The sequence below is a fragment of the Mycobacterium xenopi genome (genome assembly GCF_009936235.1).
GTDB lineage: Bacteria > Actinomycetota > Actinomycetes > Mycobacteriales > Mycobacteriaceae > Mycobacterium > Mycobacterium xenopi.
Genome location: NZ_AP022314.1, coordinates 2,269,250 through 2,295,709, shown reverse-complemented (window position 1 = coordinate 2,295,709; position 26,460 = coordinate 2,269,250). Strand labels below are relative to the sequence as shown.

Annotated in this window: 22 protein-coding genes and 3 pseudogenes; 2 read left to right on the top strand and 23 right to left on the bottom strand. The window is 66.9% G+C overall.

Translation table 11 applies throughout. From position 1 onward, the window contains the following. Window positions 1-28 precede the first annotated feature (28 nt). From MYXE_RS10665 to MYXE_RS10630, 8 genes and pseudogenes are all read right to left on the bottom strand, one after another. Window positions 29-1,488, bottom strand: a pseudogene (locus MYXE_RS10665) (DDE-type integrase/transposase/recombinase). A 114-nt stretch (window positions 1,489-1,602) separates the two neighbouring features. Beyond that, the gene (locus tag MYXE_RS10660; RefSeq protein ID WP_003920154.1) at window positions 1,603-2,196 is read right to left on the bottom strand and encodes a hypothetical protein; all 594 of its coding nucleotides are present in this window, start codon (window positions 2,194-2,196) and stop codon (window positions 1,603-1,605) included. Between the two features lie 15 nt (window positions 2,197-2,211). After that, the gene (locus tag MYXE_RS10655; protein ID WP_157139263.1) at window positions 2,212-2,376 is read right to left on the bottom strand and encodes a hypothetical protein; all 165 of its coding nucleotides are present in this window, start codon (window positions 2,374-2,376) and stop codon (window positions 2,212-2,214) included. 124 nt (window positions 2,377-2,500) lie between these two features. After that, the gene (gene mauJ, locus MYXE_RS10650) at window positions 2,501-3,343 is read right to left on the bottom strand and encodes a methylamine utilization protein MauJ (protein ID WP_332102245.1); all 843 of its coding nucleotides are present in this window, start codon (window positions 3,341-3,343) and stop codon (window positions 2,501-2,503) included. A 304-nt stretch (window positions 3,344-3,647) separates the two neighbouring features. Then, complete coding sequence (locus MYXE_RS10645) at window positions 3,648-4,232, bottom strand: PIN domain-containing protein (RefSeq protein WP_085194502.1); 585 nt, start codon at window positions 4,230-4,232, stop codon at window positions 3,648-3,650. 14 nt (window positions 4,233-4,246) lie between these two features. Beyond that, on the bottom strand, window positions 4,247-4,696 hold the full coding sequence (locus tag MYXE_RS10640) for a helix-turn-helix domain-containing protein (protein WP_085194500.1): 450 nt from the start codon (window positions 4,694-4,696) through the stop codon (window positions 4,247-4,249). Window positions 4,697-5,018: 322 nt separating this feature from the next. Then, window positions 5,019-5,789 carry a GNAT family N-acetyltransferase gene (locus tag MYXE_RS10635; RefSeq protein WP_161552087.1) on the bottom strand — a complete coding sequence of 257 codons (771 nt, stop codon included), beginning with the start codon at window positions 5,787-5,789 and terminating at the stop codon, window positions 5,019-5,021. A 537-nt stretch (window positions 5,790-6,326) separates the two neighbouring features. Continuing rightward, the gene (locus tag MYXE_RS10630) at window positions 6,327-7,718 is read right to left on the bottom strand and encodes a hypothetical protein (RefSeq protein ID WP_085194496.1); all 1,392 of its coding nucleotides are present in this window, start codon (window positions 7,716-7,718) and stop codon (window positions 6,327-6,329) included. A gap of 508 nt (window positions 7,719-8,226) precedes the next feature. Between MYXE_RS10630 and MYXE_RS10625 the strand changes: the two genes are divergently transcribed. Beyond that, a complete protein-coding gene (locus MYXE_RS10625) occupies window positions 8,227-9,114 on the top strand; it encodes an SDR family NAD(P)-dependent oxidoreductase (RefSeq protein ID WP_085194494.1) in 888 nt (295 codons plus the stop codon). Between the two features lie 91 nt (window positions 9,115-9,205). After that, window positions 9,206-9,940, top strand: a pseudogene (locus MYXE_RS10620) (phosphoribosyltransferase); the annotation flags it as partial. Here MYXE_RS10620 and MYXE_RS10615 read toward each other — a convergent pair. The 15 genes and pseudogenes from MYXE_RS10615 to MYXE_RS10545 form a co-directional block, all read right to left on the bottom strand. Continuing rightward, window positions 9,937-10,314 (bottom strand): phage holin family protein, encoded by a 378-nt coding sequence (locus tag MYXE_RS10615; protein WP_003919023.1) that lies wholly within the window; start codon window positions 10,312-10,314, stop codon window positions 9,937-9,939. The pseudogene MYXE_RS10620 and the gene MYXE_RS10615 overlap by 4 nt on opposite strands. 81 nt (window positions 10,315-10,395) lie before the next feature. Further along, the gene (wag31, locus tag MYXE_RS10610; protein ID WP_003919024.1) at window positions 10,396-11,181 is read right to left on the bottom strand and encodes a DivIVA-like cell division protein Wag31; all 786 of its coding nucleotides are present in this window, start codon (window positions 11,179-11,181) and stop codon (window positions 10,396-10,398) included. A 231-nt stretch (window positions 11,182-11,412) separates the two neighbouring features. Then, window positions 11,413-11,703, bottom strand: a complete 291-nt coding sequence (locus MYXE_RS10605; RefSeq protein WP_003919025.1) for a YggT family protein — start codon at window positions 11,701-11,703, stop codon at window positions 11,413-11,415. 140 nt (window positions 11,704-11,843) lie between these two features. Continuing rightward, the gene (locus MYXE_RS10600; RefSeq protein WP_003919026.1) at window positions 11,844-12,479 is read right to left on the bottom strand and encodes a cell division protein SepF; all 636 of its coding nucleotides are present in this window, start codon (window positions 12,477-12,479) and stop codon (window positions 11,844-11,846) included. A 56-nt stretch (window positions 12,480-12,535) separates the two neighbouring features. Next, entirely contained in the window at window positions 12,536-13,309 is a 774-nt protein-coding gene (locus tag MYXE_RS10595; protein WP_232061785.1) for a YggS family pyridoxal phosphate-dependent enzyme, read from the bottom strand. A gap of 5 nt (window positions 13,310-13,314) precedes the next feature. Next, a complete protein-coding gene (gene pgeF, locus MYXE_RS10590; protein WP_086009133.1) occupies window positions 13,315-14,025 on the bottom strand; it encodes a peptidoglycan editing factor PgeF in 711 nt (236 codons plus the stop codon). Window positions 14,026-14,035: 10 nt separating this feature from the next. Continuing rightward, window positions 14,036-15,178: a cell division protein FtsZ gene (gene ftsZ / locus MYXE_RS10585; protein WP_085194512.1), complete on the bottom strand. Its 1,143-nt coding sequence runs from the start codon at window positions 15,176-15,178 to the stop codon at window positions 14,036-14,038. A 224-nt stretch (window positions 15,179-15,402) separates the two neighbouring features. Next, window positions 15,403-16,314 (bottom strand): cell division protein FtsQ/DivIB, encoded by a 912-nt coding sequence (locus MYXE_RS10580; RefSeq protein WP_085194490.1) that lies wholly within the window; start codon window positions 16,312-16,314, stop codon window positions 15,403-15,405. After that, the gene (gene murC / locus MYXE_RS10575; RefSeq protein WP_003919031.1) at window positions 16,308-17,768 is read right to left on the bottom strand and encodes a UDP-N-acetylmuramate--L-alanine ligase; all 1,461 of its coding nucleotides are present in this window, start codon (window positions 17,766-17,768) and stop codon (window positions 16,308-16,310) included. Before murC ends, MYXE_RS10580 begins: the two co-directional genes overlap by 7 nt. After that, window positions 17,765-18,946: an undecaprenyldiphospho-muramoylpentapeptide beta-N-acetylglucosaminyltransferase gene (gene murG, locus MYXE_RS10570; protein ID WP_085194487.1), complete on the bottom strand. Its 1,182-nt coding sequence runs from the start codon at window positions 18,944-18,946 to the stop codon at window positions 17,765-17,767. The genes murC and murG overlap by 4 nt, the downstream gene beginning before the upstream one ends. After that, window positions 18,943-20,508: a putative lipid II flippase FtsW gene (ftsW, locus tag MYXE_RS10565; protein ID WP_039889462.1), complete on the bottom strand. Its 1,566-nt coding sequence runs from the start codon at window positions 20,506-20,508 to the stop codon at window positions 18,943-18,945. Before ftsW ends, murG begins: the two co-directional genes overlap by 4 nt. A gap of 6 nt (window positions 20,509-20,514) precedes the next feature. After that, a pseudogene (gene murD, locus MYXE_RS10560) lies at window positions 20,515-21,983 on the bottom strand (UDP-N-acetylmuramoyl-L-alanine--D-glutamate ligase). Window position 21,984: 1 nt separating this feature from the next. Further along, window positions 21,985-23,064: a phospho-N-acetylmuramoyl-pentapeptide-transferase gene (mraY, locus tag MYXE_RS10555; protein WP_161552086.1), complete on the bottom strand. Its 1,080-nt coding sequence runs from the start codon at window positions 23,062-23,064 to the stop codon at window positions 21,985-21,987. Beyond that, window positions 23,061-24,587, bottom strand: a complete 1,527-nt coding sequence (locus MYXE_RS10550; RefSeq protein ID WP_085194481.1) for a UDP-N-acetylmuramoyl-tripeptide--D-alanyl-D-alanine ligase — start codon at window positions 24,585-24,587, stop codon at window positions 23,061-23,063. The genes mraY and MYXE_RS10550 overlap by 4 nt, the downstream gene beginning before the upstream one ends. After that, window positions 24,584-26,113 carry a UDP-N-acetylmuramoyl-L-alanyl-D-glutamate--2,6-diaminopimelate ligase gene (locus MYXE_RS10545; RefSeq protein WP_085194479.1) on the bottom strand — a complete coding sequence of 510 codons (1,530 nt, stop codon included), beginning with the start codon at window positions 26,111-26,113 and terminating at the stop codon, window positions 24,584-24,586. Before MYXE_RS10545 ends, MYXE_RS10550 begins: the two co-directional genes overlap by 4 nt. Window positions 26,114-26,460 lie beyond the last annotated feature (347 nt).

Below are 26,460 nucleotides of genomic sequence, written 5' to 3'. Positions count from 1 at the left end.
CCCCAATGTGATTGCAGCCGTTGAATACTCACGCCGACACCTCACCTTCTGGATTGTCATCGACGGTGGGCTGAAGATCGTCGATGGATAGCTGACCGGGGATCTGGTCGTCCTGGCCGTAGAGGGCGTAATAGCCGATGCGTTCATCACCGCGCAGCTGCTCGTCGTGGGCGGCCGCGGTCAGCGCCAAATAGTCAATCCCCGTCGCCGCCGGCGGCTCGGGCTGAGGGGTCTCCGGTTTGGCCTTGGGGTGGGTGTGGCGGGAGATGGTGTGCGGCAGGGCTTTCCCGTAGCTCTTGTCCCGGTAGCGGACCTCCACGGTTTCCAAGTCGAAGGGTGAGAACACCAGCTCCACCTTGCGCCCCACCAGCGCGGGATCGACCTGGTAGGTGTTGGCGTGCAGCGACACGGTGGCGGTCTTGGTCACCACACGGTATTCCGACCACAAAAACGCCTCAGTTAGCTCGTCGGCGGTGGGCATCGCTGGTGTGCGCCCGAGCCGGTCCCAGCCGGCCTCCCAGCGATCCAGCGGCGATTGGCCGGTCTCGGTATGCACACGGCGGTGGTATTCGGTTTCCACCCAGGCCACAAACAGCCGGTTAAGCTCCAACAGCGCGGTCGCGTGATCGACCCCGGCGGCGGCGAGGTCCTCGCCGCTGGTGTCGGTTACCTCGATGAGGAACTGTTCACGCACGCTGCGAAACCAGCGTTCGACCTTGCCCCGCCCTTGGGGCCGGCCAGGTGCCGAATGCACCAGGCGCACACCGAGTTTCGCGCACGCCCGCAACAACCACGCATCGACGAACGCGCTGCCGTTGTCCACGTAGATCCCGGCCGGAACACCGCGGGCGGCCAACGCCGGGCGCAACGCGGCGGCCAGCCGCACGGCATCTTCGGCGAAGCCAAACCGATAGCCGACCGCCAGCCGTGTGTGGTCGTCGAGGAAAGCGAACAGGTAGGTCTTGCGGTCCCCGACCCGCGGCCCGTGTAGTGCGTCCCCGACCCACAGCTCATTGGGGTCGGCGGCCTCGAACCGGCCGAACACCGCCGCGGCCTCCCCGCCGCCCGGCCCCATCAGATCGAGCCGATGGAAGTGGCGCAGCAGCGTGGATTCCGAGGGCGCCCACCCGGTGGCGGTGCGCAGGATCCGAGCCACCTGCGCCACCGTGCGGGTCGGGTTTTCCCGCTTGAGCGACGCCGCCAGCTCCAGCACCTGCGCATCGGTGCGGGCCGCCAGCCGCCGCGGGGCGGCACCAGCGCCTCACACCCGCCGGCGCGGTAGCGGCGGATCCAGCGATCCAGTGTCTCCCGCGAGATGCGCACCTGGTTACCGAACGGGTCGGCATGGGTTTGGCCGGCGATCTCGCGCACCAGCTTGCCGCGCTGCTTGGTGGATAGCCCCTCGTCCAGGGCCGGGCAGATCAGCTGATACCGGAATAGCCCGATCGCCTGCGCCCGCTCGCGGCGCTTGTGCTCCTCCAACGACACCCTTGGTTCTCCTCTCCAATCGAAGGCCTGCCCGAAACCGTTGCCGGGCAGGCGCCTTGGCGAGGATCACCGATCATCGCCCGCAGCGGCAGGGGCGATTCGTGTTGCGCAGCCTCAACTGCGTGGTGGCGACCATCCCGGTGCCAGCAGCCGCCCGCCACTGCCCGCGACCACCACCCGCCCCGGCGTCACCGCGCCGCCCAACCCGACCGCACCGAACCGGAACCTGATCGCCGCGGTCGCCGCCTGCACCGCGGCCAGCACGTCGCGCCATGGGCACCCAGACCCGTCCGGGATCTGCACATCTACTCCAGCGGCCACGGCCACCCGCAAGAACCAATTCCAAATCACCTCGAGCCGATCAGCCGCCCGTCGTAGCCAGCCCCGCACCGTCGCCGCTGGTACGCCCAGGCTCGCGCCGATCCGGCGATGCCCAGCTCCCTCGGCGCGGGAGGTCAACGCGGCCCAAATCCGTTCCGCCGCATAAGCTCTGCGCAACAACACGGTCACCGGCAACAACACGTGGGTAACCAAACACGCCCGGCATCGTGCCCGCCGCGGCCGCAGCGGACCGCCCAGTCCCTCGACCCGCCGGACCCGGGCATACCCCCAGCCGCCCAGCACCCCATCCCGGCATGTCGGGCATCCGATCCCACCGCCCGCCAGCCGCGACTCGACGCCGACAACATCAGCCTCTACCGTCACCATCGGTGCCTCCAAGCACTAACAGCGCGGCACCCCGCAAGCCCGCCAAGACTTCAGCGGGGTGTCGCGCACCCACCAGTTCCTCGTCACACTGACGGTGCACACGAACAAGATCAACCCCGCGAACAAGCCGACAACCACATCGGCAAACTCAATGACGAACAAGACCGCCGTGGTCGTCACCCGGAGAGACGGTCAACACCCGGAAACACACCGGTCACACGAAACGAGGTGTGCATCGAACCCGGGATGCTTCATTCTGGCCGAGAAGCCGCGAACTGCCGTACCGAAACCCGTCCGCGGGCCTCTACTGCAGCGGTGTCTGCTGCAACTCTGCGTCGAGTAGTTGACGGGCCATCCAGCGGAGGCAGGGCAAAACCTGCTCGACCTTCTGGACATCCTCCCAGCGGTCTTGGATGAGGATGTCGCTGTCGATGTCGAGGTGGGCGATCGCATTCCGGAGCTTGCCACGGATTGTGTCGCGGACCTGCGTAAACTTTTGGCCGGCGTAAGGCTTTAACGAGTCACGCAACCCGTAGTCATTCTCTTGGCCGATCGTGGTTACATCGGCTGGGACGCACTCGACTTGCGGTGGTTGCCGACCAGCTGCGATTAGGGCAGCACGCCTCTCGCCTTGCATCTTGAATGCACCTTCGATCAGGCGGAATAGTGAAAGGGCTTGCCAGAGTGGTTCGGTCGAGCTGATGCCATCGCGGTATGCCGATAGCAGAATCCGGTGATCTTGATGGCTTGCGCCACCAGTGTCGGCGAATGCCTTTACGGCGCCCAGCATCCGATTAACCCAGAATAGTTGAGTTCCGGTGGCGAGCTCGATGATCTGGAACCCAGATGTCGTGATGGGTGCGTCGTGCAGATATGCCCAGCGGCTCAATGCCGGCGCAATGAGATCGTGGCCGCGGCTTGCCGCGTGCATGAAACTGTCGGCGTCGACCTCAAGCTCGATATCACGTAGCCGGTGCTGTCCGTTCACATTAACGGTCAGTGCGTGCTTATTACCGGCGTCATCATGGCCGTCCATTCGCAGCGTGTGAACATCCGACGCAACCTCTAGCAGACTGTCACCTGCCGCGATCAGCTTGGCGAAGTTAACCTCATCCAGAACGACTGCGCGGCCTGGTATCGCGAGCACGAACGTCAATCGGTATTTACCCGGTGATCCGGCCGGGTCAGGCTCACGACCTCCCGGCAGTATCGGAACCACCGTGTAGTAAACGCCCTGCGTGACATACGGCCGTCCGGCCTGGCCGGGCTGCCCTAGCGCATTTGCACTGGGGCCTGGGAATGCCGCGGGTCGGGAAGCCGGCGGTGTTCGGCGTGGTCTTGTGGGCTTGCGATTTCCTGCCACCGGATTTTCCTGGTTAGGAGTTGGTTACTGTCTGATAACTCGCTGCAGCGACGCGGCGGCCACCACCGTGCCTAAGAATCTCTGGCGATCAGCCGCCTCGCTTCGGCATTGATACCGATGAAGGCGGGATTAGCCGACGCGCTTCAGCGGCGAACTTCGGCACCTGGGTGCCCAGCGCATCGAGGACCTGGTGGGCCGTGAATGGCGGGTTCGTGTAAGCGGCCACGATCCCGAGAAGGGCCGAACGGGTGGCGTCCTCGTAGAGGTCGATCTGGTCGAGCAGGAAGTCGTCCGGGTGACGCACTTCGATGTTGTAGGGCTCGACGGCCTCGGCTGGGAAGTGTGGGAGGTTTGCGGTGACGATTACCTCGGCGCGTTCTCTGACCGCTGCGGCCAGCACGTGGCGGTCCTTTTCGTCGTTGCGCATCGCGCCGACGAGTTCCTGATAGCCCGTGACTTCAGCGTCAATGAAATTGTCCCGCATGGCTTTTAGTCGCTTGTCGGCCTCTTCGGGCGTCTTGTTGAGCTTGTTGATTAGGGTGCGCTGCGTCTCGGCTAGGATGTCCTGCGACCACAGCGGTCGGTAGATGCCTTCGTCGGCGAGCCGCAGCAGAAAATCAACAAGCGGCATGGGAACGAGCACGCAAGCATCCAGCAACACCGGGAACGCCATGCTCGTTTAAACCCTCACCGCGCCTTGAGGATCGCCTTGATCTCGTTCGCCGAGTCTCGGGTTAGCTCGTCAAGCGCCGCGCGCCGGCGGGCCCGCGTCTCCCGCTGATACTGCAGCAGCGCGTCGAGGCTGACCTTGCGGTGCCGCCCTGGCTTCTCGAAAGGGATGCGGCCCTCTTCGAGAAGCTTCACCAGCGTCGGCCTAGAGATGTTCAGTAGGTCGGCTGCCTCCTGAGTGGTGAGCTTGCTCTGGCGCGGCACTAGCGTGATGCCCTTGCCCTGCGAGAGGGCCAGCACGACGTTGTACAGCGCCTCCCGGACAGGATCGGGGAGGGTGATCGGATGGCCGTCGCCGCCGCACACGGAAACCTGGTCCGAGCCCAGCGCCGCCAGCAGCGCCGAGAAGTCCTCGGGCTGTTGAGGTGGTAAAACGGTGCGTTCTTCAAGGATTAGCGTGGCTGCCATACACCCAGGCTAAAACGAAAGAAACGAAAAGTCGAGGAGGCGCGCATGGGTGTGAATTCATGGCGATGGTGCCGCTGTTGCGTATGAGTGAGGCTGTCCAGCCGATACCGCAGTCGATACCGCAGCGCTCCCAGACCCGTCCAGCTCCAGCCAACGCCACAAGCCCTATCGACGCAGCTAGAACCGGTATACCCCGAACGCACCAACGCTAGCCGACGCAGCAAACGCCCGTGTACACCGATTATGAGTCCGCGCGGATAGCCACGACACTCGAATGGCACCGAAGACGTGGGAAGCCGGTGCGTGGTCGAAGCCCGACGGGTCAAGAGTCGCCTGACCGACATCTTGGGCATAGCCCTGCCGAGACGAGAAGGAGGCACTCGTCGTCGCTTGCCCATGACAGCCGAACGTCGCTGTGTTCGATGCCGCAGCCATCGCAATGCGTATCGGCGTCGTACTTTCGGATTCGCTCAAGGTGTAGGGTCATGCACTCGTTGCACACACGGACGCGATCTGGATCCCACCCGAATACAAACATCGGACGCGGTCCCATCTCTGCATGGTGGCAAAGTTCAGGTGTGAAGTCTTCGGCGATACGCCGGGCATACAGCCTGTAGCCAAGATCAGGAGAAAATGGACTAATTACAGAGCGCAGCGCAACCTGCCAGCGATATTCAGCTTCAGCGGTCCGATCCTCCCAGCGGGGGCGGGCTTTTTCATCCAGATGATCGCGAAGGATCGAACGGAAGCCCCGGAAGATCACTTCCCCAGGAACCGCTGTGATTCCCATCGCGTCTCGATCTAAGGGCTTCACCCGTTCGCTCATTGTCAGCCCGGACGACGGATTGATGTAGAAACCCTGGCGCCGATACCACCGAATCGAGTCAACGCGTGTTTCGTCGAGATTTCCATACAGCCCAACATGGCGGCGCGGTAGCCTGCGAACGGTTTCCCGCAGCAATGCTCGTCCGACACCCTGTCCACGATGCTCGAAATCAACCGCCAGAACGTTAATCTTCCACCAGGGCACCTTGCCAAAATCAAACGCGCCAGGGTCTCGCTGCCAAACGATCTGGGTTGAGCTGGCCGGCACTGGGGTACGCCTACCGCCCCGTGGATACAACCGTCCGCATCAACCGCGACTAGCGCCAGACTCTCAGTGGCGCTCCTCCCGGCGCCGAGACGGTCAGCCCACTTGTAACTGGTACCAACGTATTCCGACGTCAATTGAACTAACGCAGGCACCTCGTCGGGACACGCTTCCCGGATTGTGACACCCTTCATAGGCCCCAATTTTCTGGGCGTTGCGCTAAAAAGCAATGCGCAACTCCGATTGACTAGATTCTCGTCCGGCTGATATCGCAACGGCTCGGGCTACCACACGGCAGCCTGCGTGCGATGCATTCAGCGCTTCGACTGGAGAATCACCAACGGCGTCATCTTGTGGGTCGAGGACGACTGGAAGCCGCTTCCTCCCTGAGTTAGCTACCGCTCCGGCCAGCCGCTGCGACTCCGCGCGATTCTTCAGCGGCTTAAATGACGAGTTCAGCGGTGCTTTACGGCTCCGTTTCGGAGCAATGCAGCTGCTGGGCCAACGTTGCCCCATACATGGATTGCCGCTGCGCTGCTGTCACGCTGCTGTCATGTCCCCATCACCACTGCCGTTGTCGGGCTCATAGTTCTCTGCGAAATACAGCACGCGCGGGGCCAGGGGCGTTGTCGGCGGGGCCAAACGACGGCGGGTGAAGCCGGGGCCGGTCTGCAGGAAGTACATACCCTGTCTGCCCTCAAATCGCGCGATCAGCTCTCGTACCGTCGCAGCATCGTTGGCAACATTGGGGTACAACACTTTGTCTAGCTTTTCCTGCAGCGGACCCATGAGCGGCTGGACAGCCTGGATCATGTCCAGCACACTCGGATCGCCATCCAACTCCTGGAGTTCGCGAGGCTTCAGCCACGGCTTGCTTCGGTTCTCACGACCGATGAACTCCAGCATGAACCCTCGGTCCAGGTTGATCGTGACCTCAGGCTCAGCGTGCATACTCACGTTGAAGCTCCACTTGAACGCATCAATATCGCCATGCTGCAGGGCATCACGCAAGGCCTCCAACCAACGGTACGCAAACGAAGTCGTCTTCAGGTCATCGAACAAGGCCTTGACTTCAGCCACCTGTTCACGACCTAACCCATGTGTTTGCCGCACACTGCGGATCGTCTGGTACTCATGGATCTGCAACGCAGCGGTGAACGAGATCAGGGCCGAACGAATCCTGCGCCGACGCTCGTCCATGGCGTCCTGATCCCCTAGCGACACATGTTGGCTCTGAAGTTCGCGCATTACGGCGATCAGTACGTCCAACAATCGGTCGCTCTCATCGGAGATGTGCTGCAGTAGTTCACTGTCGAGCATGCGCCGAATCCGTTCGTGCGCATCTACGTAACGCTGGTGTTCGTCTTCCGTGAAGGAACACAGCTTTGTGAAGATGGCAGCATCGGAGACCGTGCGGTCCCGGCACAGCAGAACCGCTCCGTACGGATCAGCCTGAGCTTCCGCGTCGTCGGCGTCCATCTCTGCGTTCCTAGACTCGTGGTACTTCAGTGATTCACTTACGACTGCACGAGCTGACGCGTTGCGGTCACTGATTTCGTCGACCGAAGGCAGGCCCTCTGCCAGCCACTGCCGCGCCTCGCCGAGGATGCTTGCCAACCCGTCTCGCAGCTGCTGCTCAATGTCACTGCGCGTCAGGCGGTCCCGAACATCAGGCGTGTCAGCCCAGTCAGTGGACACCTTGGTCATCACTTTGGTCAGTACGGCGAACGACTCCGTGACAACCAGCATTGCCGGAGTTGTCGATGGAGGGCTATCGATCATGGCGATGTTCTTCCAAGCGTCACAAGCGCTTTCGCAGAAGTCGCTTGGCGACTCACCTTCCAAGTCTTCTAGCGCTTCGCTGAACGCCTCCAGCCGGCCGATCCACTCTCCCAGCAGGGCGACAGTGCCTTCCTGTTCATCGTTCTCCATGCTCGTTCCTTCCCCATATGGTCACGGCAGTCGTGGCTCCCTCCCCTTGGGTAGCCCAACAGAATCGCACATAGACGCCGTGGGGTCACATAGCGACACGCGGCGAGGCGCGCAGCCTCGAGTCGCCTCTTCCCCATAGGGAGCATCGGCGGGGCACCGCGCCGAGGCGGTTCACGTTGGCGACGTGGAACCGTGTCCGCCGAACCTGACACGACTCCTCGATCACCCGGTGAGCGCACCAATAACCGATGGCGGCCACCATGGATGCCAGTTGCCAGCACACGCCATTCGACCGCCGCAGAAAGCCGGCTGGTCAACGACCCAATTCAAAGACCTCAACCCGTGTCGTAGGTGGGCAAGTCCCCCCTCGGACACGCTTGTCAGGGGCTGTCGACCCCCTCACCGTCGGCACCACCGCAGGTCGGCGGGCGCTGCTGGTGCCGAAATCAACGCCGCCACTTGCTTTTTTCGCCCGAATCCGGATAGCCGGCGCCGCTAAGATCATGCGATGACGTCCTCGGCGCTGCACCGGCCGCAGCACAGGTCGGTGGTAATCACCGGCGCGTCAAGCGGACTCGGCCGGGCAGCGGCCATGCACCTCAACGATCTGGGTTACCGCGTGTTCGCCGGCGTGCGATCGAAATCGATCGCCGAGCAGCTGGCCAACCTGCCTCCGTCGGCCGGTGAATTAATTCCGGTGGTGCTAGACGTGACCGATGCGGCCTCGATCGCCCGCGCTGGCGACTACGTGGAATTGCGCTGCGCTGACACCGGGCTGTGGGCGCTGGTGAACAACGCCGGCATCTGCATCGGCGCGCCGCTGGAATGTGTGCCCATAAACCTGATGCGCACTCAACTCGAAACGAATCTTGTTGGGAGCCTTGCGGTTACACAACGGTTTCTGCCCTTGCTGCGGGCGTCGAAGGGCCGGGTCGTCAACGTCAGTTCTGGTATCGGCACGGTGACACCGCCGTTTTTGGGTGCGTATGCGGCCGCCGAGTTCGCTAAAGAAGGGCTAAGCGATGCGCTGCGCCGTGAATTGCGGCCGCTCGGGGTGCGCGTGTCGATCATCCAACCCGGTGTGGTCGAGACACCAATTTGGCGCAAGCTGCATGCCTGGGCCGAGCAGGCCATCGCGTCGGCACCCGCCGAAATCGCCGCGATTTATCGGAGCCGATTTACCGCCGTTCTAGCCGCCTGCGAAACTCGGGCACACGCTACCAAGACCACGCCGATGCACTACGCCAACGCGGTTGCTGCCGCGGTGGTCGCCAAGCGGCCGAAAACCCGCTACCGGGTGGGCGCGGATTCGCGGACAAGTGCGGTGGCGCGCCGCGTCGCGCCGGATCGACTGATCGATGCGCTGATCGGTTTTGCCATCAAGCTTTCGACGTGAAACCGCCGCACCGGCGCAGACGACGGGGTTCGGTTTGAGCTTCCAGCGCGCAGGGAAGCCGCAGTGCTGGAACCCATGTCCCGGCGTCATCGCAGTCGTAGGCTGGATACCACAGCAGTCGAGAGTGCGGCCAATGAACCGATCGAGTGGCTTTCTTGGGCGAACATCGCGACGCACCTTCCGCGATCGTCGCGAAGCCGGCCGCGTGCTGGCCGAAGAACTCGCCTCCTACCGCGGCCGGGACCGACTGCTGGTATATGGGCTGGCACGGGGCGGCCTGCCGGTCGGCTGGGAGGTCGCTGCCGCGCTGCACGCAGAATTGGACGTGTTTTTAGTCCGCAAACTGGGCGTGCCGCAGTGGAGCGAGCTGGCGATGGGCGCGTTGGCTAGCGGCGGCGGGGTGGTGATGAACGACAACGTGGTCTCTAGCCTGCGCATCAGCGAGGAGCAGGTGCGCGCGGTCATCGAACGCGAATCCGCCGAACTCAAGCGGCGCGAGCAGGCCTATCGTGGCGGGCGGCCGGTTGCCGATCCGCGCGGCAAAACCGTGATCCTCGTCGACGACGGCATTGCCACCGGTGCCAGCATGCTCGCCGCCGTGCGCGCAGTCCGGGCGGCCGGCCCGGAATCGGTGGTGGTCGCAGTCCCGGTTGGCCCGCCGTCGGCATGCCAGCAGCTCGCCGAAGAAGCCGACGACGTGGTGTGCGCGATGATGCCGCCCGCTTTCGAGGCCGTGGGGCAGGTCTACGAGGACTTCCACCAGGTCACCGACGACGAGGTTCGTGAGCTGCTCGCGACCCCGCCGTGGCAGGGCGCCGATACCTAACGGGTGTCGTCGTCCTTGCCGCCTTGGTCGCTGCCGGGGGCGGGATGCTCGCCGGACTCGACGATGTCCTCGTCCGCGACGTCCTCAGGATAGTCGGCGTAGAACCCTTCCTGGCTGCCGCGGTCGGCGGCACCGGCGTCGTGGTCGCTCGGGCCCGTCACGGATTCCGACTCGACGGTCACCGAGACCGGCTCACCGGCGGAGACCCGCGCCTGACGTCGCTGGCGTTCCTGCAGCGCGTCGATGATCAGCAGCACCACGCCCAGCACGCTGGCAGCGATGCACACCCACGCCACCAACGCGTTGCTGGTGACGACCGCGAAAACCAGTGCGGCAAGGCCTATCACCGCAAGCACCAGCGCGATAATCAGCATCGGTCATCCTCCAGCCGACGGGGCGGCGACTGCTACGCCTGTCAACGAGCCACCGCGGGCCATGCAGGCCAGGCCCCTACGCTAGTTAGTACCCCGATTGAACTGGTTGAATCCACCGGCCTCGTTGGTGGCGCTGGAATCAACCGGTGCGGCCGAGCCACGCTGGCCGAGTTCTTCGAGTTGGGATTCCAGGTAGGTCTTCAGCCGGGTGCGGTACTCGCGTTCAAACGTCCGAAGCTGCTCCAGGCGGCCCTCCAGCACGCTGCGCTGCTGGTTGATGGTGCCCATGATTTCGGAATGCTTGCGTTCGGCGTCGGCCTGCAACGCGTCAGCCTTCTCCTGGGCCTGGCGCAGCTGGGCCTCGGAGCGGGTTTGCGCATCGGCCAGCATCGCGTCCGCGCGCTGGCGAGCCTCGGCAATCGTGGCGTCGGCTTCCCGCCGGGCCTCCGCGACAATCTGGTCGGCGTTGGCGCGGGCATCGGCCAGCAGCTTCTCCGCCTCCACTTTGGCCGTGCGGGTCAGCCGGTCGGCGGTGTCCTGCGCCAAACTCAGCACCCTGGCGGCCTTGATGGCTTGGTCCTCGCCGATGTCGACGGGAGCGGCAGGTGCGGGTTCGGGTTCGGGCTCCGGGCGATACAGCGGCATGGCCTCGGTCGGTTGCGCACCGCCACCGGCGCGGGCAGTCGCCAACTCCTGCTCGAGTTCGCTGACCCGTTGGCGCAGATCGGAGTTCTCCTCGATGAGCCGGGTCAGTTCGGCCTCCACTAGGTCGAGGAAGGCGTCGACCTCGTCTTCGTTGTAGCCGCGCTTGCCGATCGGCGGCTTACTGAACGCCACATTGTGGACGTCGGCTGGTGTGAGCGGCATTCTTTGCCCCCTCGACTCTGTACGGTTAAACCGGTCTGGAAAGTGTAGGACGGCGTGGTAGCCGTACCGCAACTGCCGCCCATCCTGTCACACCAGACCCGGCGGTTGCAGATTAGACCGATAATTAAGAACGAATTTCAAATTTTAAGGTTTATCAAATCGCGCCCTTAAAGGCCGGAGAAAACCACGCCGCGAACACTTTTCGACGCAACTCCTATGAGCAGCCACCTCTTACACCGCGGCGCCGAACGCTAGCTGCATACCGATGAACGCGACCAGCAACAGCACCATGATGGACAGGTCGAAGCGGACCGCGCCGATGGTGAGCTGCGGGATCAGCCGGCGCAGCAGCTTTACCGGCGGATCGGTAACCGACATGATGATCTCCAGGATCACCACGGTGGCGCCGCGCGGATGCCAGTCGCGGCTGAACGAGCGGACAAACTCGACAACGACCCGCGCGATCAACAGCAGCCAGAAAACGAACAGCGCGAAACCGAGGATTTCGAAGAACAGCGCCAACGACAGCCCGACCTTACTACTGAGAATGTGACTTCGACGACGTCGCCGCCCGCGACCACGACGACGAGCGCCAGCCTACCGAGTCCCGACGCCGGAACACACCGCCGTGGCCGTCTTTTCGACGCCGACAGGCCTCGCCGCTACTGGTAGGCGTAGAACCCGGTCTCGGCGATTCGCCGGCGCTCCTCCGGCGAAACCTCGACGTCGGCGGGTGAGAGCAAAAACACCTTGGTGGCGACCTTGTCGAACGATCCCCGCAGCCCGAACGCCAAACCGGCGGCGAAGTCGACCAGCCGCTTGGCTTCGGCGTTGTCCAGCGACACCAGGTCGATGATCACCGGGGTGCCGTCGCGGAAGCGCTCGCCGATGGTGCGGGCCTCGGTGTAATCCTTGGGCCGCAGCGTGGTGATCTTCGAAAGCGGGCTGCCCTCGTCGAACATCATCGCCATCCGGCGCGGATCCATCGCCAGCGCGCCTCGGGTCGAGCCCCGCAGCAGCCCGAAGCGCGGGCGCGCCAACTCGGTACGGTCGTATTCGCGGGCCCGGAACCGGTGGTCGTCGGCGTAGCCGCCGCGGTAGCCGCCCGGCGGGTAGTCGTCGGGCTCGGCGCGCGGGCCGTCATAGTCACGGCCGTCATAGCGGCTGTATCCGTCGTCGAACCGGTGCCGCGAGTAGCCGCCGCGGGTCGGGGCCCGGTCGTCGTCGTAGTACTCGTCCTCGTAGTCCTCCATCGGCGCCATACCGAAGTAGGCCTTGACCTTGTGCAGTGTGCTCATCGCGGGACCCCTTCTGGATGCGGTGTCTGTGATGAAGGTGTGACGACAGTGACTACTCAGGGTGACCGTAGCGGTCGCGGACCCAATAACGCTGTACCGACACGCACACAGGTCGAACCATGTCTTATCGCTGCTTCCAGGTCGTTCGACATCCCCGCGGACAGCCCGACCGCGCTCGGGTGCGACCGGCGCACCCGCTGGTGCTCCGACTGCAGGCGTTCGAAGGCCACATCCGGATCCCAGTCCAGCGGCGGGATCGCCATCAATCCGACCAGCTCCAGATTTTCCGCGGCCGCCACCCGGGCGCAGACCTCGTCCACCGCGTCGGGCGTCGAGACATCGACGCCACCGCGTGCCACGTCGCCGTCGAGACTGATCTGGACGTAGACCCGCAGCGGGTCTCGGCGACGACCTTCGGCGCGGGCCGCGCCTACGGCGCGGTCGAGCGCGGTCGCCACCCGCACGCTGCTGACGGAGTGGACGGTGTGCGCCCAGCGCGCCAGCGACCGCGCCTTGTTGCGTTGGACTTGGCCGACCATGTGCCAGCGCACCGGCGGTGACCCCGGGCCCAATAATCGGGCGACTTCACGAACCTTCGCCGACGCTTCCTGGTCGCGGGATTCGCCTATCGACGTACAACCCAGCCGCGACAAAATCACCACATCGGTTGCTGGAAAAAATTTCGTAATTGGCAAAAGTTCAATTTCGTCGACTTTGCGCCCGGCCGCCTCGGCGGCTGCCGCCAATCGGGATTGCACCGTTGCTAGGGCTTGGGCCAATCGCGATTCGCGGTCATCTCGGGCCTCCGCGCCCCACCCGACATCGGCCATGGCGATCATTCCATCCACACCAGTGAGGCCATCCGCCCCGTCGGCGCGTCCCGGCGGTGGCTGAACAAGCTCGGGTCCTCCACCGTGCAGCGCGGATCGATGTCGATGGCAGTGACTCCCAATTCGCTTAGCTGACAAGCGATTCCAGCCCGAAGATCGAGCCCGGCAGTGCCTGTCGACGTCGTGGTACGGCTGCCCGGGAGTGCCGCCTCGACCTCGTCGGCCATCGCCGCGGGCACTTCGTAGTTGCGCCCACTGACCGCGGGGCCGAGCAGCGCCGAGACGTCGTCGGCGTGGGCGCCGAGGGCCAGCATCACCTCCAGCGTCCGCGCCACCACTCCCCGCTGGGCACCGACGCGGCCGGCGTGAACTGCGGCGACGACCCCGGTCCGCGCGTCGGCCATCAGCACCGGCACGCAGTCGGCGGTCACCACGGCCAGCGCCAGCCGCGGCGTGGCGGTGACCAACGCGTCGGTGGCGTCGACCGGGCCGTCGCGCGGCCCGTCGACCACCTCGACGTGATCGCCGTGGATCTGATTCATCCACACCACCCGGTTTGCGCCGAGCCCGATCGCCGCGGCCAGCCTAGCCCGGTTGGCCGCCACTGCCGCGGGGTCGTCTCCGACGTGATCGCCGAGGTTGAACGTGTCGAAGGGCGGCGCCGAGACGCCGCCTGCCCGGGTGGTGATCACTCGCCGGATGCGATACCCGCCCACCTGCCCAGTATCAGCGCCGCATAAACGGCGGCACGTCGACGTCCTCGTCGTCGTCCTCGCCGCCGATGTTGATCGCGGTGCCGTTGGTGGGCAGCGGCACGCTGACGGCGTCGGCCGGCTCGAACAGCGTCGAGGTGACCTTGCCTGCCTTGCCCGGTGCGATGTTCTGGCCCTGGCCAGCGCTGCTGATCGGCTTGCGCCCGGGAGAGTTGGCGGCGAAGCCGGCCGCGATCACAGTGACCCGCACCTCGTCGCCCAGCGAGTCGTCGATGACCGTGCCGAAGATGATGTTGGCGTCCTGGTGGGCGGCGTCCTGCACCAGCGAGGCCGCCTCGTTGATCTCGAACAGGCCCAGGTCGCTGCCGCCGGCGATCGACATCAGCACGCCTTGCGCGCCTTCCATGGACGCCTCCAGCAGCGGCGAGTTGATCGCGATCTCGGCGGCCTTGAGCGCGCGGCCCTCGCCGCGGGCCGAGCCGATACCCATCAGCGCGGTGCCGGCACCGGACATGATGCCCTTGACGTCGGCGAAGTCGACGTTGATCAGGCCCGGCGTGGTGATCAAGTCGGTGATGCCCTGCACGCCGTTGAGCAGCACCTCGTCGGCACTGCGGAAGGCGTCCATCAGCGACACCGCGGCGTCGCCCATCTGCAGCAGACGGTCGTTGGGGATCACGATCAGCGTGTCGCAGCTTTCCCGCAACGCGGCGATGCCGGCCTCGGCCTGCTGGCTGCGCCGCTTGCCCTCGAACGAGAACGGCCGGGTGACCACCCCGACCGTCAACGCACCGAGCTTGCGGGCGATGCTGGCCACGACGGGCGCCCCACCGGTTCCGGTGCCACCGCCCTCACCCGCGGTGACGAACACCATGTCGGCGCCGCGCAGCAGCTCTTCGATCTCGTCCTTGGCGTCCTCGGCGGCCTTGCGGCCCACCTCCGGGTCGGCGCCTGCGCCAAGGCCGCGGGTGGAGTCGCGACCGACGTCGAGCTTGACATCGGCGTCGCTCATCAGCAGCGCCTGCGCGTCGGTGTTGATCGCGATGAACTCCACACCCTTCAGGCCCTGCTCGATCATCCGGTTGACGGCGTTGACGCCGCCGCCGCCGATACCCACGACTTTGATGACGGCCAGGTAGTTATGCGGGGGGGTCATCATTTGAAGTCTTCCTCCCTGGTGGGCTTGGCCTGGTGGTGAAACACTTGGCGACCCTCGGCGAGTCGGAAAACCCTCAACCTCAACCTAAGGCTTAGAGTTATGTCAAGTAGTTCCACGCACACAGAACGGTATGGCCGCGGCGCGTGCTAGCGATGCAGGCGCGCCGACGTGTTGCGGTGAATTTCGGCCATTTTTCGCGGCCCTGGGCGCGACGAGCCGCGCTATTTGACCGTCGGTAGATCCGGGCTGGACACGTCGTAGGTGCGCCCGGGCTGGGTCAACAGCGCGGCCAGTTTCTCGGCCTTCTCCTCCGTGCGGTCGGTGGTTCCCCAGATCACCGTCCGCCCGTCGACCAGGGTGAGCGTGATGGAGGCGACCGAGGGAGCCGCGACCCGTCCCACCTGGCCGGCGACTTCGGGGCGCAGCGCGGTCAGCACCGCCAAAGCGGCTTTGGTGGCCGGATCCGTCGGGCCGGGATTGTCCACGTCGATGTAGGGCAGTGACGACGGCGGCGGGGCGGTCGCGAAGTCGACTCCGTCACGGTCGAAGAGGTGCGGGCCGTCGGGAAAGTCCTTGACCACCACGGGAATTCGCTCGACGATGGTGATTCGCAACGTTGACGGGTACTGGCGCTGTACCCGCGCGCTGGCTACCCGCCGGATGGTGGCCACCCGGTCGGCGACCTGGTCGGTGTCGATCTGCAGCAAAGGTGTGCCGGGACGCACCTTCGCCGCGTCGAGCACCTCCTCGCGCGTGACCGCGCCGGTTCCGGTGACGACGATGCTGCGCGCCGACATCACCGGCGTGAAGTAGAGGATCAGCCCGAGCGCGAAGGTCACCCCCGCCAGCAGCACCGTCGCCAGCAGCGTCTTCAAACCGCGAACGGCGCCTCGGGGAAGCGGTTTGGTCTCGCCGGCAGCTCGTCCAAGCGCCCTGCGCTTGGCCTCCCGGCGGGCCTCTTCGATAGCCCTGGCCCGCGCTTCGGCGGCGCGCCGTTCGGCCCGCTCCCGGCGCGCCCGCCGCCGCGGGCCCTCGAAGCGCACTTCCGCCGAGTCGACAGTTTCGCCCTCCGGGGTGGCCATCGGCTCGGTCACCGCCTCGGCCGCCGGCCCGCCCGTCGGCTCGCTCACCATCGCTCCCCCGCCCGACCGGGCACGGTTCGGTTGGCCCGCACCCGCAGGGCGGTGACGATTTCCGGCGCCAGCATGGTCACGTCGCCGGCACCCATCGTGACGACCACGTCGCCGGGCCGGGCCGCCGCGGCCACCGCCTCGGCGACAGCGGAGAAGTCCGGCATGTAGTGCACCGGCACGCTGACGTGCTCGGCGACGCTCGCGCCGCTCACGCCTGCCAACGGTTGCTCCCGCGCCCCGTAGACGTCGAGCACGAAGACCTCGTCGGCAGCATCAAGAGCATGACCGAACTCGGCGGCGAAAGTCTTTGTCCGCGAATACAAATGGGGCTGAAACACCACCACCGCACGTCCACCGCCGCTTTGCTCCAGCAACGTGCGGACCGCTGCCAGTGTCGCGCTGATCTCCGTCGGATGGTGGGCGTAGTCGTCGAAAACCCGCACCGACCCCGCGGTGCCGACCAACTCGAACCGGCGACGCACGCCTTCGAAACCGGCCAGCCCGTCAAGCACCGCTTCGGCCGGGGCGCCGATTTCGATCGCGGCCAAGAATGCGCCCAACGCGTTGAGCGCCATATGCCGGCCCGGCACCGCCAGCCGCATCGCCCACGGGTTGGGGTCGCCGGCCAGCTGAAAGGTCGCCACCCCGCCGGTACCCTGCTGCTCCCACGACAGCAGCGTGCCGGTCAGCTCGCCGGCCGGGGTGCTGCCGTAGCGCAGCACCCGAATACCCAGGGCCGCAGTGCGTTCCGCCAACGCCGCCGCACCCGGATCGTCGGTGCAGACCACCAGCGCTCCGCCAGGGGCGAGCCGTTCCACGAAGGAATCAAACACCGCGGCATAAGCTTCGGCGCTGCCGAAGAAGTCCAAATGATCGGACTCGATGTTGGTAACCACCGCGACGTCGGGACTGTATTCCAAAAGCGAGCCGTCACTTTCGTCGGCCTCGGCGACGAAATAGTCGCCGCTGCCGTGGTGGGCGTTGGTTCCGGCCTCACCCAGCTCGCCTCCCACCGCAAAGGACGGATCAAACCCGCAGTGTTGCAGCGCCACGATGAGCATGGACGTCGTCGTCGTCTTGCCGTGCGTGCCGGTGACCATCAGGGTGGTGCGCCCGGCCATCAACTTGGCCAACACCGTCGGACGCAGCACCACCGGGATGCCGCGGCGGCGGGCCTCGACGAGTTCGGGATTGGTCTTCGGGATCGCGGCGTGGGTGGTGATGACCGCTGTCGGCCCGCCGGGCAGCAGATCCAGGGCAGACGTGTCGTGGCCGATCCGGATCACCGCGCCCCGGGCGCGCAGCGCACGCACGCCGCGCGACTCCTTGGCGTCAGAGCCCGATACCATTCCGCCGCGGTCCAGCAAAATGCGGGCAATGCCCGACATGCCCGCTCCCCCAATGCCAACCATGTGCACCCGGCGCAGCTCGGGTGGCAGCGAGATGTCGCTCATCGTCGCCCCGTGCCCGCAGGCCGACGCTCACGCGACCGGCGCGCGCCTCGCGCCACATCGACGGCGGCCCGAGCCACCTGATGCGCCGCATCGCGGTGCCCGGCGCGCGCCGCGGCCGCCGTCATCGCCGCCAGCCGCGCGGGGTCGTTAAGCAGCCCAGCCACCTGGTCGGCCACGAAGCGTGGCGTCAAATCGGCGTCGGCGACCAGCATCCCGCCGCTGGCGTTGACCACCGGCAGCGCGTTGAGCCGCTGTTCGCCGTTGCCGATGGGCAGCGGGACGTAGACGGCGGGCAACCCGACGGCCGAGACTTCGGCGACCGTCATCGCCCCGGACCGGCAGATCGCTAAATCGGCCGCGGCATAAGCCAATTCCATGCGGTCCAGGTAGGGCACCGCCACGTAGGGCGGGTCCCCCGGCTCGGGCGTGCGAAGCTCGACGGTGTTCTTGGGCCCGTAGGCGTGCAGCACGGCCACACCGGCGGCGGCCAGGTCGGCGGCCGCCCCCGCAACCGCCCGGTTGATCGACGCCGCGCCTTGCGACCCGCCGAACACCAGCAGCACCCGGGCGTCTTCGGCGAAACCGAAGTGGGCCCGCGCGGCCGACCGCAACGCCGCGCGGTCCAGCCCGGTAATCGCCGACCGGACCGGCACGCCGACCACCTCGGCGCCGCGTAGCCCGCAATCCGGCACGGCCGACAGCACCCGCTGCGCGAGCGGAGCCCCGACCCGATTGGCCAGCCCGGCGCTGGCGTTGGCCTCGTGGATCACCACTGGCACGCGCCGTCGACCAGCCAGCGCGCCGCGGGCGGCCAGATACGCCGGCAGCGCGACGTATCCACCGAACCCGATCACGACGTCGGCGTCCACCTCGTCGAGCACCGCCCGGGTCTGCCGGACGGCCCGCACTACCCGGGTCGGCAGCCCGGCCAGGTCGGCGCTGAGCTTACGCGGCAGCGGAACGGGGGTTATCAGTTCGAGCCGGTAGCCCCGCTCGGGCACCAGCCTGGTCTCCAGCCCGCGCGGTGTGCCCAGTGCGGTGATCCGCACCCGCGGATCGAGCGCCGTCAGCGCGTCGGCGACGGCCATGGCGGGCTCGACGTGACCGGCCGTGCCGCCACCGGCGAGGACGACCGACAGCGGGGCATGTTCGCCTGGCCGAGTGACCGAGTCGTTCAATAATGCTGACCTTCCAGTGCACGAGTCCGCCCGTTGCGTGGCTGACGCTGCCCGGTGTGGCGCTGACGCCCTCCATGATGCCCCGAGTGGCGGGCCGGCCGATGGGTCGTGCGGGGTTTTGCCGATCGCGCCGCCCGCGGTGTCGCGGGTGCGCGGTCGGGCTTGCGTTGCCGCGTGACCGGTTGCGCTCGAGAGCGCAGCCGGTCACGCAGCGCCTCCACCGGGCTCGGTGTATACGGTTCGGGCAGCGGCAGCCGCAACAGCCGGTTCATCCGGTCGTCGCGTCCGGCGCGCAGCGCCGCCACCGCCTCCGGTTCGTGGCGAGCCGCGTTGGCCATCACTCCGATCATGAGAAGTGTTGTCGCCGTTGATGTTCCACCAGCTGAGATGAGCGGCAGCTGCAGGCCGGTAATCGGCAGCAGGCCGATGACGTAGCCGACATTGATGAACACCTGCCCGATCACCCACATCGTGGTGGTGGCGGTCAGCAGCCGCAGGAACGGGTCGGTCGACCGGCGGGCGATGCGCATCCCGGTGTAGGCGAACAGACCGAACAACGCCAGCAGCGCGAACGCGCCGACAAAGCCCAGCTCTTCGCCGATGATCGCGAAAATGAAGTCGTTGTGGGCGTTGGGCAAGTAGTTCCATTTCGCGGTGCCCTGACCGAGACCGTGACCGAAGATGCCGCCGTTGGCCAGCGCGAACTTTGCCTGGCGGGCCTGGTAGCCGGTGTCCTGCGGATCCTGTCCGGGGTTGAGCCACGAGCGCACGCGGTCGGAGCGGTAGCCTTCGGAAACCGCCAGGATCGCCCCGGAGACGATGACCGCGAACAGCGAACTCACAAACACTCGCAGCGGCAGGCCCGCATACCACAGCAGGGCCAGCAGAATGATGCCCAACGACACGGTCTGGCCGAGGTCGGGCTGGGCCACGATCAGCGCCAATGCGATCACGGCGGCCGGCACCAGGGGAATGAGCATCTCCCGCAACGACGCTCGCTCCATGCGCCGGGCGGCCAGCAGATGCGCGCCCCAGATGGCGAAGGCGATCTTGGTCAGCTCCGAGGGCTGCATCGAAAAGCCCGCGACCACGAACCAGCCGCGAGAGCCGTTGGCATAGTGGCCAATTCCGGGGACGAGCACCAGCACCAGCAACACGATGGTCAACGCGAAACCGGAGAACGCGGCACGCCGCATGAACCGCACCGGCACCCGCAGGGCCAGGTAGCACGCCACCAGCCCGATCAGCGTCCACAACACTTGCCGGCCGAAAATGACCCACGCCGAGCCGTCGTCGTCATAGGAACGCACCCCGGATGCCGACAGCACCATGATCAAACCCAACGTGGTCAGCAGCGCGGCAATGGAGACGATCAGGTGAAACGATGTCATGGGCCGGCCCAGCCAGGCGCCCACTCGGCTGCATGGCCCGCCGACCGCTCTAATCACGGCGCGCGGCTTGCTGCCTGACCCGGTCTGCTGCTCGGCCTCGGCCGGCGCCGAGTCGCTCGCCTGTGCCGACTTGTTGCCACGGCGCCGCAGCCTGGCCAGCACGCTGCTCACCACCGCCTACCGGGTTAGGGCGCGCACAGCGGCAGCGAACGCCTCACCGCGGTCGGCGTAGTCGGTGAACTGGTCGAACGACGCACCCGCAGGCGCCAGCAGCACAGTGTCGCCGGGCTTGGCCATTTCCCGCGCGGCCGCCACGGCGGCGGTCATCACCCGGGCGCCGACGCTTGCGCCGGAAGCTGCAGCGCCGGCTGTCACACAGGCCACAGGAGTCTCATCAGTCGCATGCACATCAGCATCCTCGCCTGTCACAACGTGTACGACGGGGACATCGGGCGCGTGTCGTGATAACGCCTCGGCAAACTCGGTGCGGTCACGGCCGATCAAAACCGCTCCGACCAGCCGGTTTGCGATCCTGGCGACGGTCGTGTCGACCGCGGCACCCTTGAGCAGACCACCGGCGACCCACACCACCCGCGGATAGGCCAACGCCGAGGCCTCGGCCGCGTGCGGGTTGGTGGCCTTGGAGTCGTCGACGTAGCGGACGCCGTCGACGACGGCGACCACCTCGGCGCGGTGCCGCCAGCGCGAAATGACGCCAGCGCGCCGGCGATCGCCGGCCCCGGCACCCCGACGCAGCGGGCCAGCGCCGCAGCGCCCAGCGCGTCAAGCAACCCCACCGGCCCGGGCACCGGTATCGCGGTGACCGGCGCCAGCGCCAGGTCGTCGGCGAACGCCCGGTCGACGAGCTGCCCGCCGCGCACTCCGAGCTCGCCGGCTGCCGGTTCGCCCAGCCGGAAGCCGACCCGCACGGACGCGCCCGCGGTGTCCAGTAGCGCCGCTGCGCGCTCGTCGTCGAGCCCGGCTACCGCCACCCGGCCATTCAGTACGCGCGCCTTCGCGGCGGTGTAGGCGGCCATGCTGCCGTGCCAGTCGAGGTGGTCTTCAGCGATGTTCAGCACGACGCCGGCCTCAGGTCGCAGCGACGGCGCCCAGTGCAGCTGGAAACTGGACAGTTCCACGGCCAGCAGGTCGGCGGGCTCGGCCAGCGCGTCCAGCAGCGGGTTACCGATGTTGCCGCATAACCGGGCGTTGAGGCCGGCGGTGGTGAGCATGGCGTGCAGCATCGAGGTGGTGGTGGTCTTGCCGTTGGTGCCGGTGACCACCAGCCACCGACGCGCCGGCCCGTAGCGGCCGCAGCTGTCGAGCCGCCAGGCCAGCTCCACGTCACCCCAGATCGGCACGCCGGCCTCGGCGGCGGCGACCAGCACGGGCGCGGTCGGCCTAAAGCCTGGGCTGGTCACGACGAGCGCATAGTCGCCGACGTGCCGTGCGGCCGCGGACGGGCTCGTGGTGGCTATCCCGGCATCGGCGTGGCGCTGCAGCGCGGCCGGATCGTCGTCGCACAGGGTCGGCCTGACACCCAGCGGGGCCAGCGCCGCAAGCACCGAACGGCCCGTCACACCGGCGCCGGCGACCAGCACCGCCGCATCCGGTGCGAGCGCGTCCAGGCCAGCCTCGTGCCCCATGTCAGTCGCCGATCGCGGCCAACCACTCGCTGTAGAACAGGGCCACACCCAAACCACAGCTGATCGCGGTCAGCAACCAAAACCGGATGATCACCGTGGTTTCGGCCCAGCCGACGAGCTCGAAGTGATGGTGGAACGGCGCCATCCGGAACACCCGGCGACCGGTGGTGCGGAAGGCCAGTATTTGCAGCACGACCGAGGTGATCTCGGCCACGAACAGCGAACCGAGCACGATGGCGAGGATCTCGGTGCGGCTGGTCACCGAGATGCCCGCGAGAATTCCGCCCAACGCCAGCGATCCGGTGTCGCCCATGAAGATCTTGGCCGGTGCGGCGTTCCACCACAGAAATCCGATGCAGGCACCCGCGGTGGCCGCCGCGACCAGCGCCAAGTCCAGCGGGTCGCGCACGTTGTAGCAGCCCAGCCCGGGCGCGCTGGCGCAGGCGTTGCGGTACTGCCAGAAGGTGATCAGCACGTAGGCGGCGGCGACCATCGCCATGCAGCCGCCGGCCAGCCCGTCAAGGCCGTCGGTGAAGTTGACCGCGTTCGACCACGCACTGACCATGACCACGCAGAACAGCACGAACAGTGCGGGAACCAGTGTGACAGTAGCGATTTCGCGTACGTAGGACAGGTCGGTGCTGCCCGGTGTCAGGCCATCGCCGTTGCGGAATTGCAGCACCAGTATCCCGAACAGCACCGCCGCGGTGATCTGCCCGACCGTCTTGGCCGTCTTGTTCAGCCCCAGGTTGCGCGCGCGCCGGATCTTGATCAGGTCGTCGACGAAGCCAACCGCGCCCAGCGCGGTGGCCAGCAGCAACACCAGCTGGCCCGACGCCGACGGGGCGGCGCCGTCGAAGGCCAGCCCCGCCGGGTGGCTGCCCAGATAGCCGGTCCAGATGCCGGTCAGGATCGCCACCCCGCCCATCGACGGCGTGCCGCGTTTTGTGCGATGGGTGGGAGGGCCGTCCTCGCGGATCTCGTGGCCGAATCCCTGCCTGGTGAACAGCCTGATCAGCGCCGGGGTCAAAAGGATGGACACCGTCAGCGAAATGCCGACGGCGATGAGGATCTCGATCATCGGCCAACGCCCCGGCCGACGCCGGCTGCGTCCGCGACCAGCGCATCCGCCAGCGCGCCCAGGCCGGCGGCGTTGGACGCCTTGATCAGCACCACGTCCCCCGGCCGCAGTTCGGCCCGCAGCAATGCCAGGGCGGCGTCGGCGTCGGCGACCATGGTGGCCTCCGCCCCCGACGAGCCCTCCATGACCGCGCCGTGGTGCATGGCGCTCATAGACCTCCCCGTTCCGACGACAACGAGACGAGACACATCTAAGCGCACCGCCAACCGCCCGATGCGGTCATGCTCGTTTATCGCGTCGTCGCCGAGTTCGGCCATCTCCCCCAGCACCGCCCAGCTGCGACGCGGCCGGGGTGCCTGATGGGCGATCGAGGCCAGTGCTTGCAATCCGGCGCGCATCGAATCCGGGTTGGCGTTGTAGGCGTCGTCGATGACGGTCACCCCGTCGGCGCGGGTGATCACCTGCATGCGGTGCCGGGACACCGGTCCGGCGTTGGCCAGCGTTTCGGCGACCTGCTCGAGGCTGGCGCCGCACTTAACGGCGACCGCTGCGGCGCACAGCGCATTGCTGACTTGGTGCTCGCCGTGCACGCCGAGGTGGACGTCGACCGCGGAGTCGCCGGCGTGCAGGGTGAACCTTGGCCGGGCCAGCTCGTCGAGGGTGACCGGCCCGGCCCACAAGTCACTGGGGCCGGCGTCGGTGCTTTGGCTTCGGCTGACCCGCACCACCCGGGCCGCGGTTTTGTCGGCCATTGCCGCCACCGCCGGGTCGTCGGCGTTGAGGATCACCACTCCGGCGTCCGGAATAGCTTGCGGCAGTTCGGCTTTGGTTGCCGCGATCGCTTCTCGAGAGCCGAACTCGCCCAGGTGCGCGGTGCCGACGTTGAGCACCACCCCGATCTTGGGCGGCGCGATGGCCGCCAGCGCGGCGATGTTGCCGGGATGGCGGGCCGACAGTTCTAGAACGAGATAGTCGGTGCTGGGCGTGGCCCGCAGCACCGTCCAGGGGTGGCCCAACTCGTTGTTGAACGATCCTGGCGGCGCCACCACTTCGCCGAGGGGTGCCAGCACCGCGGCCAGCAGATCCTTGGTCGAGGTCTTGCCCGACGAGCCGGTGATCCCGATGACGGTGAGCCCCTTGCTAATCAGCTCCGCGGCCACCGCGGCGGCCAGTTTGGCCAGCGCGGATAGCACCGCAGCACCCGAGCCGTCGTGGTCATGCTCGAACACCCCTGCCAGCGCGTCGTGGGTGTGGTGGGGCCGTGGCTTTACCACTATGGCGGGCACTCCGAGCGGCCGGGCAGCCAGCACCGCGGCCGCGCCGGCGGCCACCGCCGAGGCCGCGTAGTCGTGGCCGTCGACGCGCGCCCCGGGCAGCGCCAGAAACAGCCCGCCGGGGGTGACTTTGCGCGAATCGAACTCGACGGTGCCGGTGACTTGCACCTGCGCGGCGGCTTCCGGGGAAATATCGGCCAGCTCCCCGCCGACGATGTCGGCGATCTGCGCCAGGGTCAGCGCTATCACCGGCGCGCCTCCAGCGCGGCGGCGAGCTCAACCCGGTCGTCGAACGGGCGGATGTGTCCGCCGATGTTCTGCCCGGTCTCGTGGCCTTTGCCGGTGACTAGCACCACATCACCGGCGCGGGCCCAGGCGACTGCATGCCTGATCGCCTCGCGCCGGTCGCCGATTTCCACCACGTGTGCGGCGGTGTCTGCCTCGGCCGCCCCGGCCAGGATTTCGCGGCGAATCGAGGCGGGATCCTCGCTGCGCGGATTGTCGTCGGTGACCACGACCAGGTCGGCCAGCTCGGCGGCAATCCTGCCCATCGGTGCCCGCTTGCCGGGGTCGCGGTCGCCGCCGGCGCCAAACACCACCGCCAGCCGCCCGCCGGGGCGCCGCAGCGTAGTCAGCACCGCCTCGAGCGCTCCCGGCTTGTGGGCATAGTCGACCAGCGCCAGGAAATCCTGGCCCCGGTCAATGCGTTCGAGCCGGCCGGGGACCTGAGCCGCCCGCAGGCCAACCGCCGCCTGTTCCGGAGAAACACCGACTCTATCCAAAATAGCCAGTGCCACAAGGCAGTTGGCAACGTTGTAGCCGCCCGGCAGCGGGATGCTAAGCCGGTGGTGCACGCCCGCCGGGTCGACGGCGGTGAATTCTTGTCCCCCGGCACTGGTTGACGTGACGTCCTCGGCGCGCCAGTCCGCGGCCTGGTTTGTCGCGCTGACGGTGATCGCGTCACCGGCCCGGGCCGCCATCGTGCGGCCAGCGTCGTCATCGACGCAGACCACCACTGTGCCTGCGCGCAGCGGTGAGGCGGGGTCGAACAACCGGGCCTTGGCCTCGAAGTAGTCGGCCATGCTGGCGTGAAAGTCGAGGTGATCGCGGGAAAGGTTGGTAAAACCGGCGACCGCGAACCGGATGCCGTCGACGCGCCCCAGCGCCAGCGCGTGGCTGGACACCTCCATGACGACGGTGTCCACGCCGCGTTCGGCCATGACCGCGAGCTGGGCCTGCAAGGCGGGTGCTTCCGGGGTGGTCAATCCGCCGGGTATGTCGCTGCCGTCGATGCGCATCCCGATGGTGCCGACCAGTCCGCTCGCCCGGTCGGCGGCGCGCAGACCGGCTTCGATGAGGTAGGTCGTAGTGGTCTTTCCCGACGTCCCGGTTACGCCGACCACCGAAACCCGTTGGGAGGGATGACCGTAAACCGTGCCGGCCAGTTCGCCGAGCACCTCACGCGGCCTGGGGTGGATGAGGACCGGCACGCCCACGTCGTCACCCATCTCGCTAACCCCGGCGGCGTCGGTGAGCACCGCGGCGGCGCCGCGTTCGACCGCCTCACGGGCATACCGCGCGCCGTGTGTTGTCGCGCCGGACAGCGCCGCGAACAGGTCGCCCGGCTGCGCGTCTTGGGCCCGCAAAGTGATGCCGCTGATACGAAGATCGGGGACCACGCTGCCCTCGGCAGGTACTGCCCCGGCCTGCGCCGCCAGCGTCGTCAGCGGCACGCCGGAGCCGACGCGGGGCCGCAGCACGGAAGGCACCGACATCACCTCCCTCCGCTGCCATCAGACACCACGATTTCAGCCATGACACAGTACCCACGGTGACCGGGTACGAGGCTCGCACGCGTCACACGTACCACCTTGGTTATTTGAATGAAACTTCGTGTACCGATCCCCCGGCCTCCGGACGAACCGACGTTTAGCCACCACGATGCGCTTGGGCTGACCCCATTCGCCAAGGGCGTCCCGAAATGGCCTCGGGCCCGCAGGCGTGCAATGCCCGCCGTTACAAGCGCCTCTACCACCGCTCGGTTGAGCTCCCGTCGTGAAGCTAGTGCGGATGCCCGAGGCGTTGAAAACGGTGGCGACTCTCGCACTGACACACTCATCGA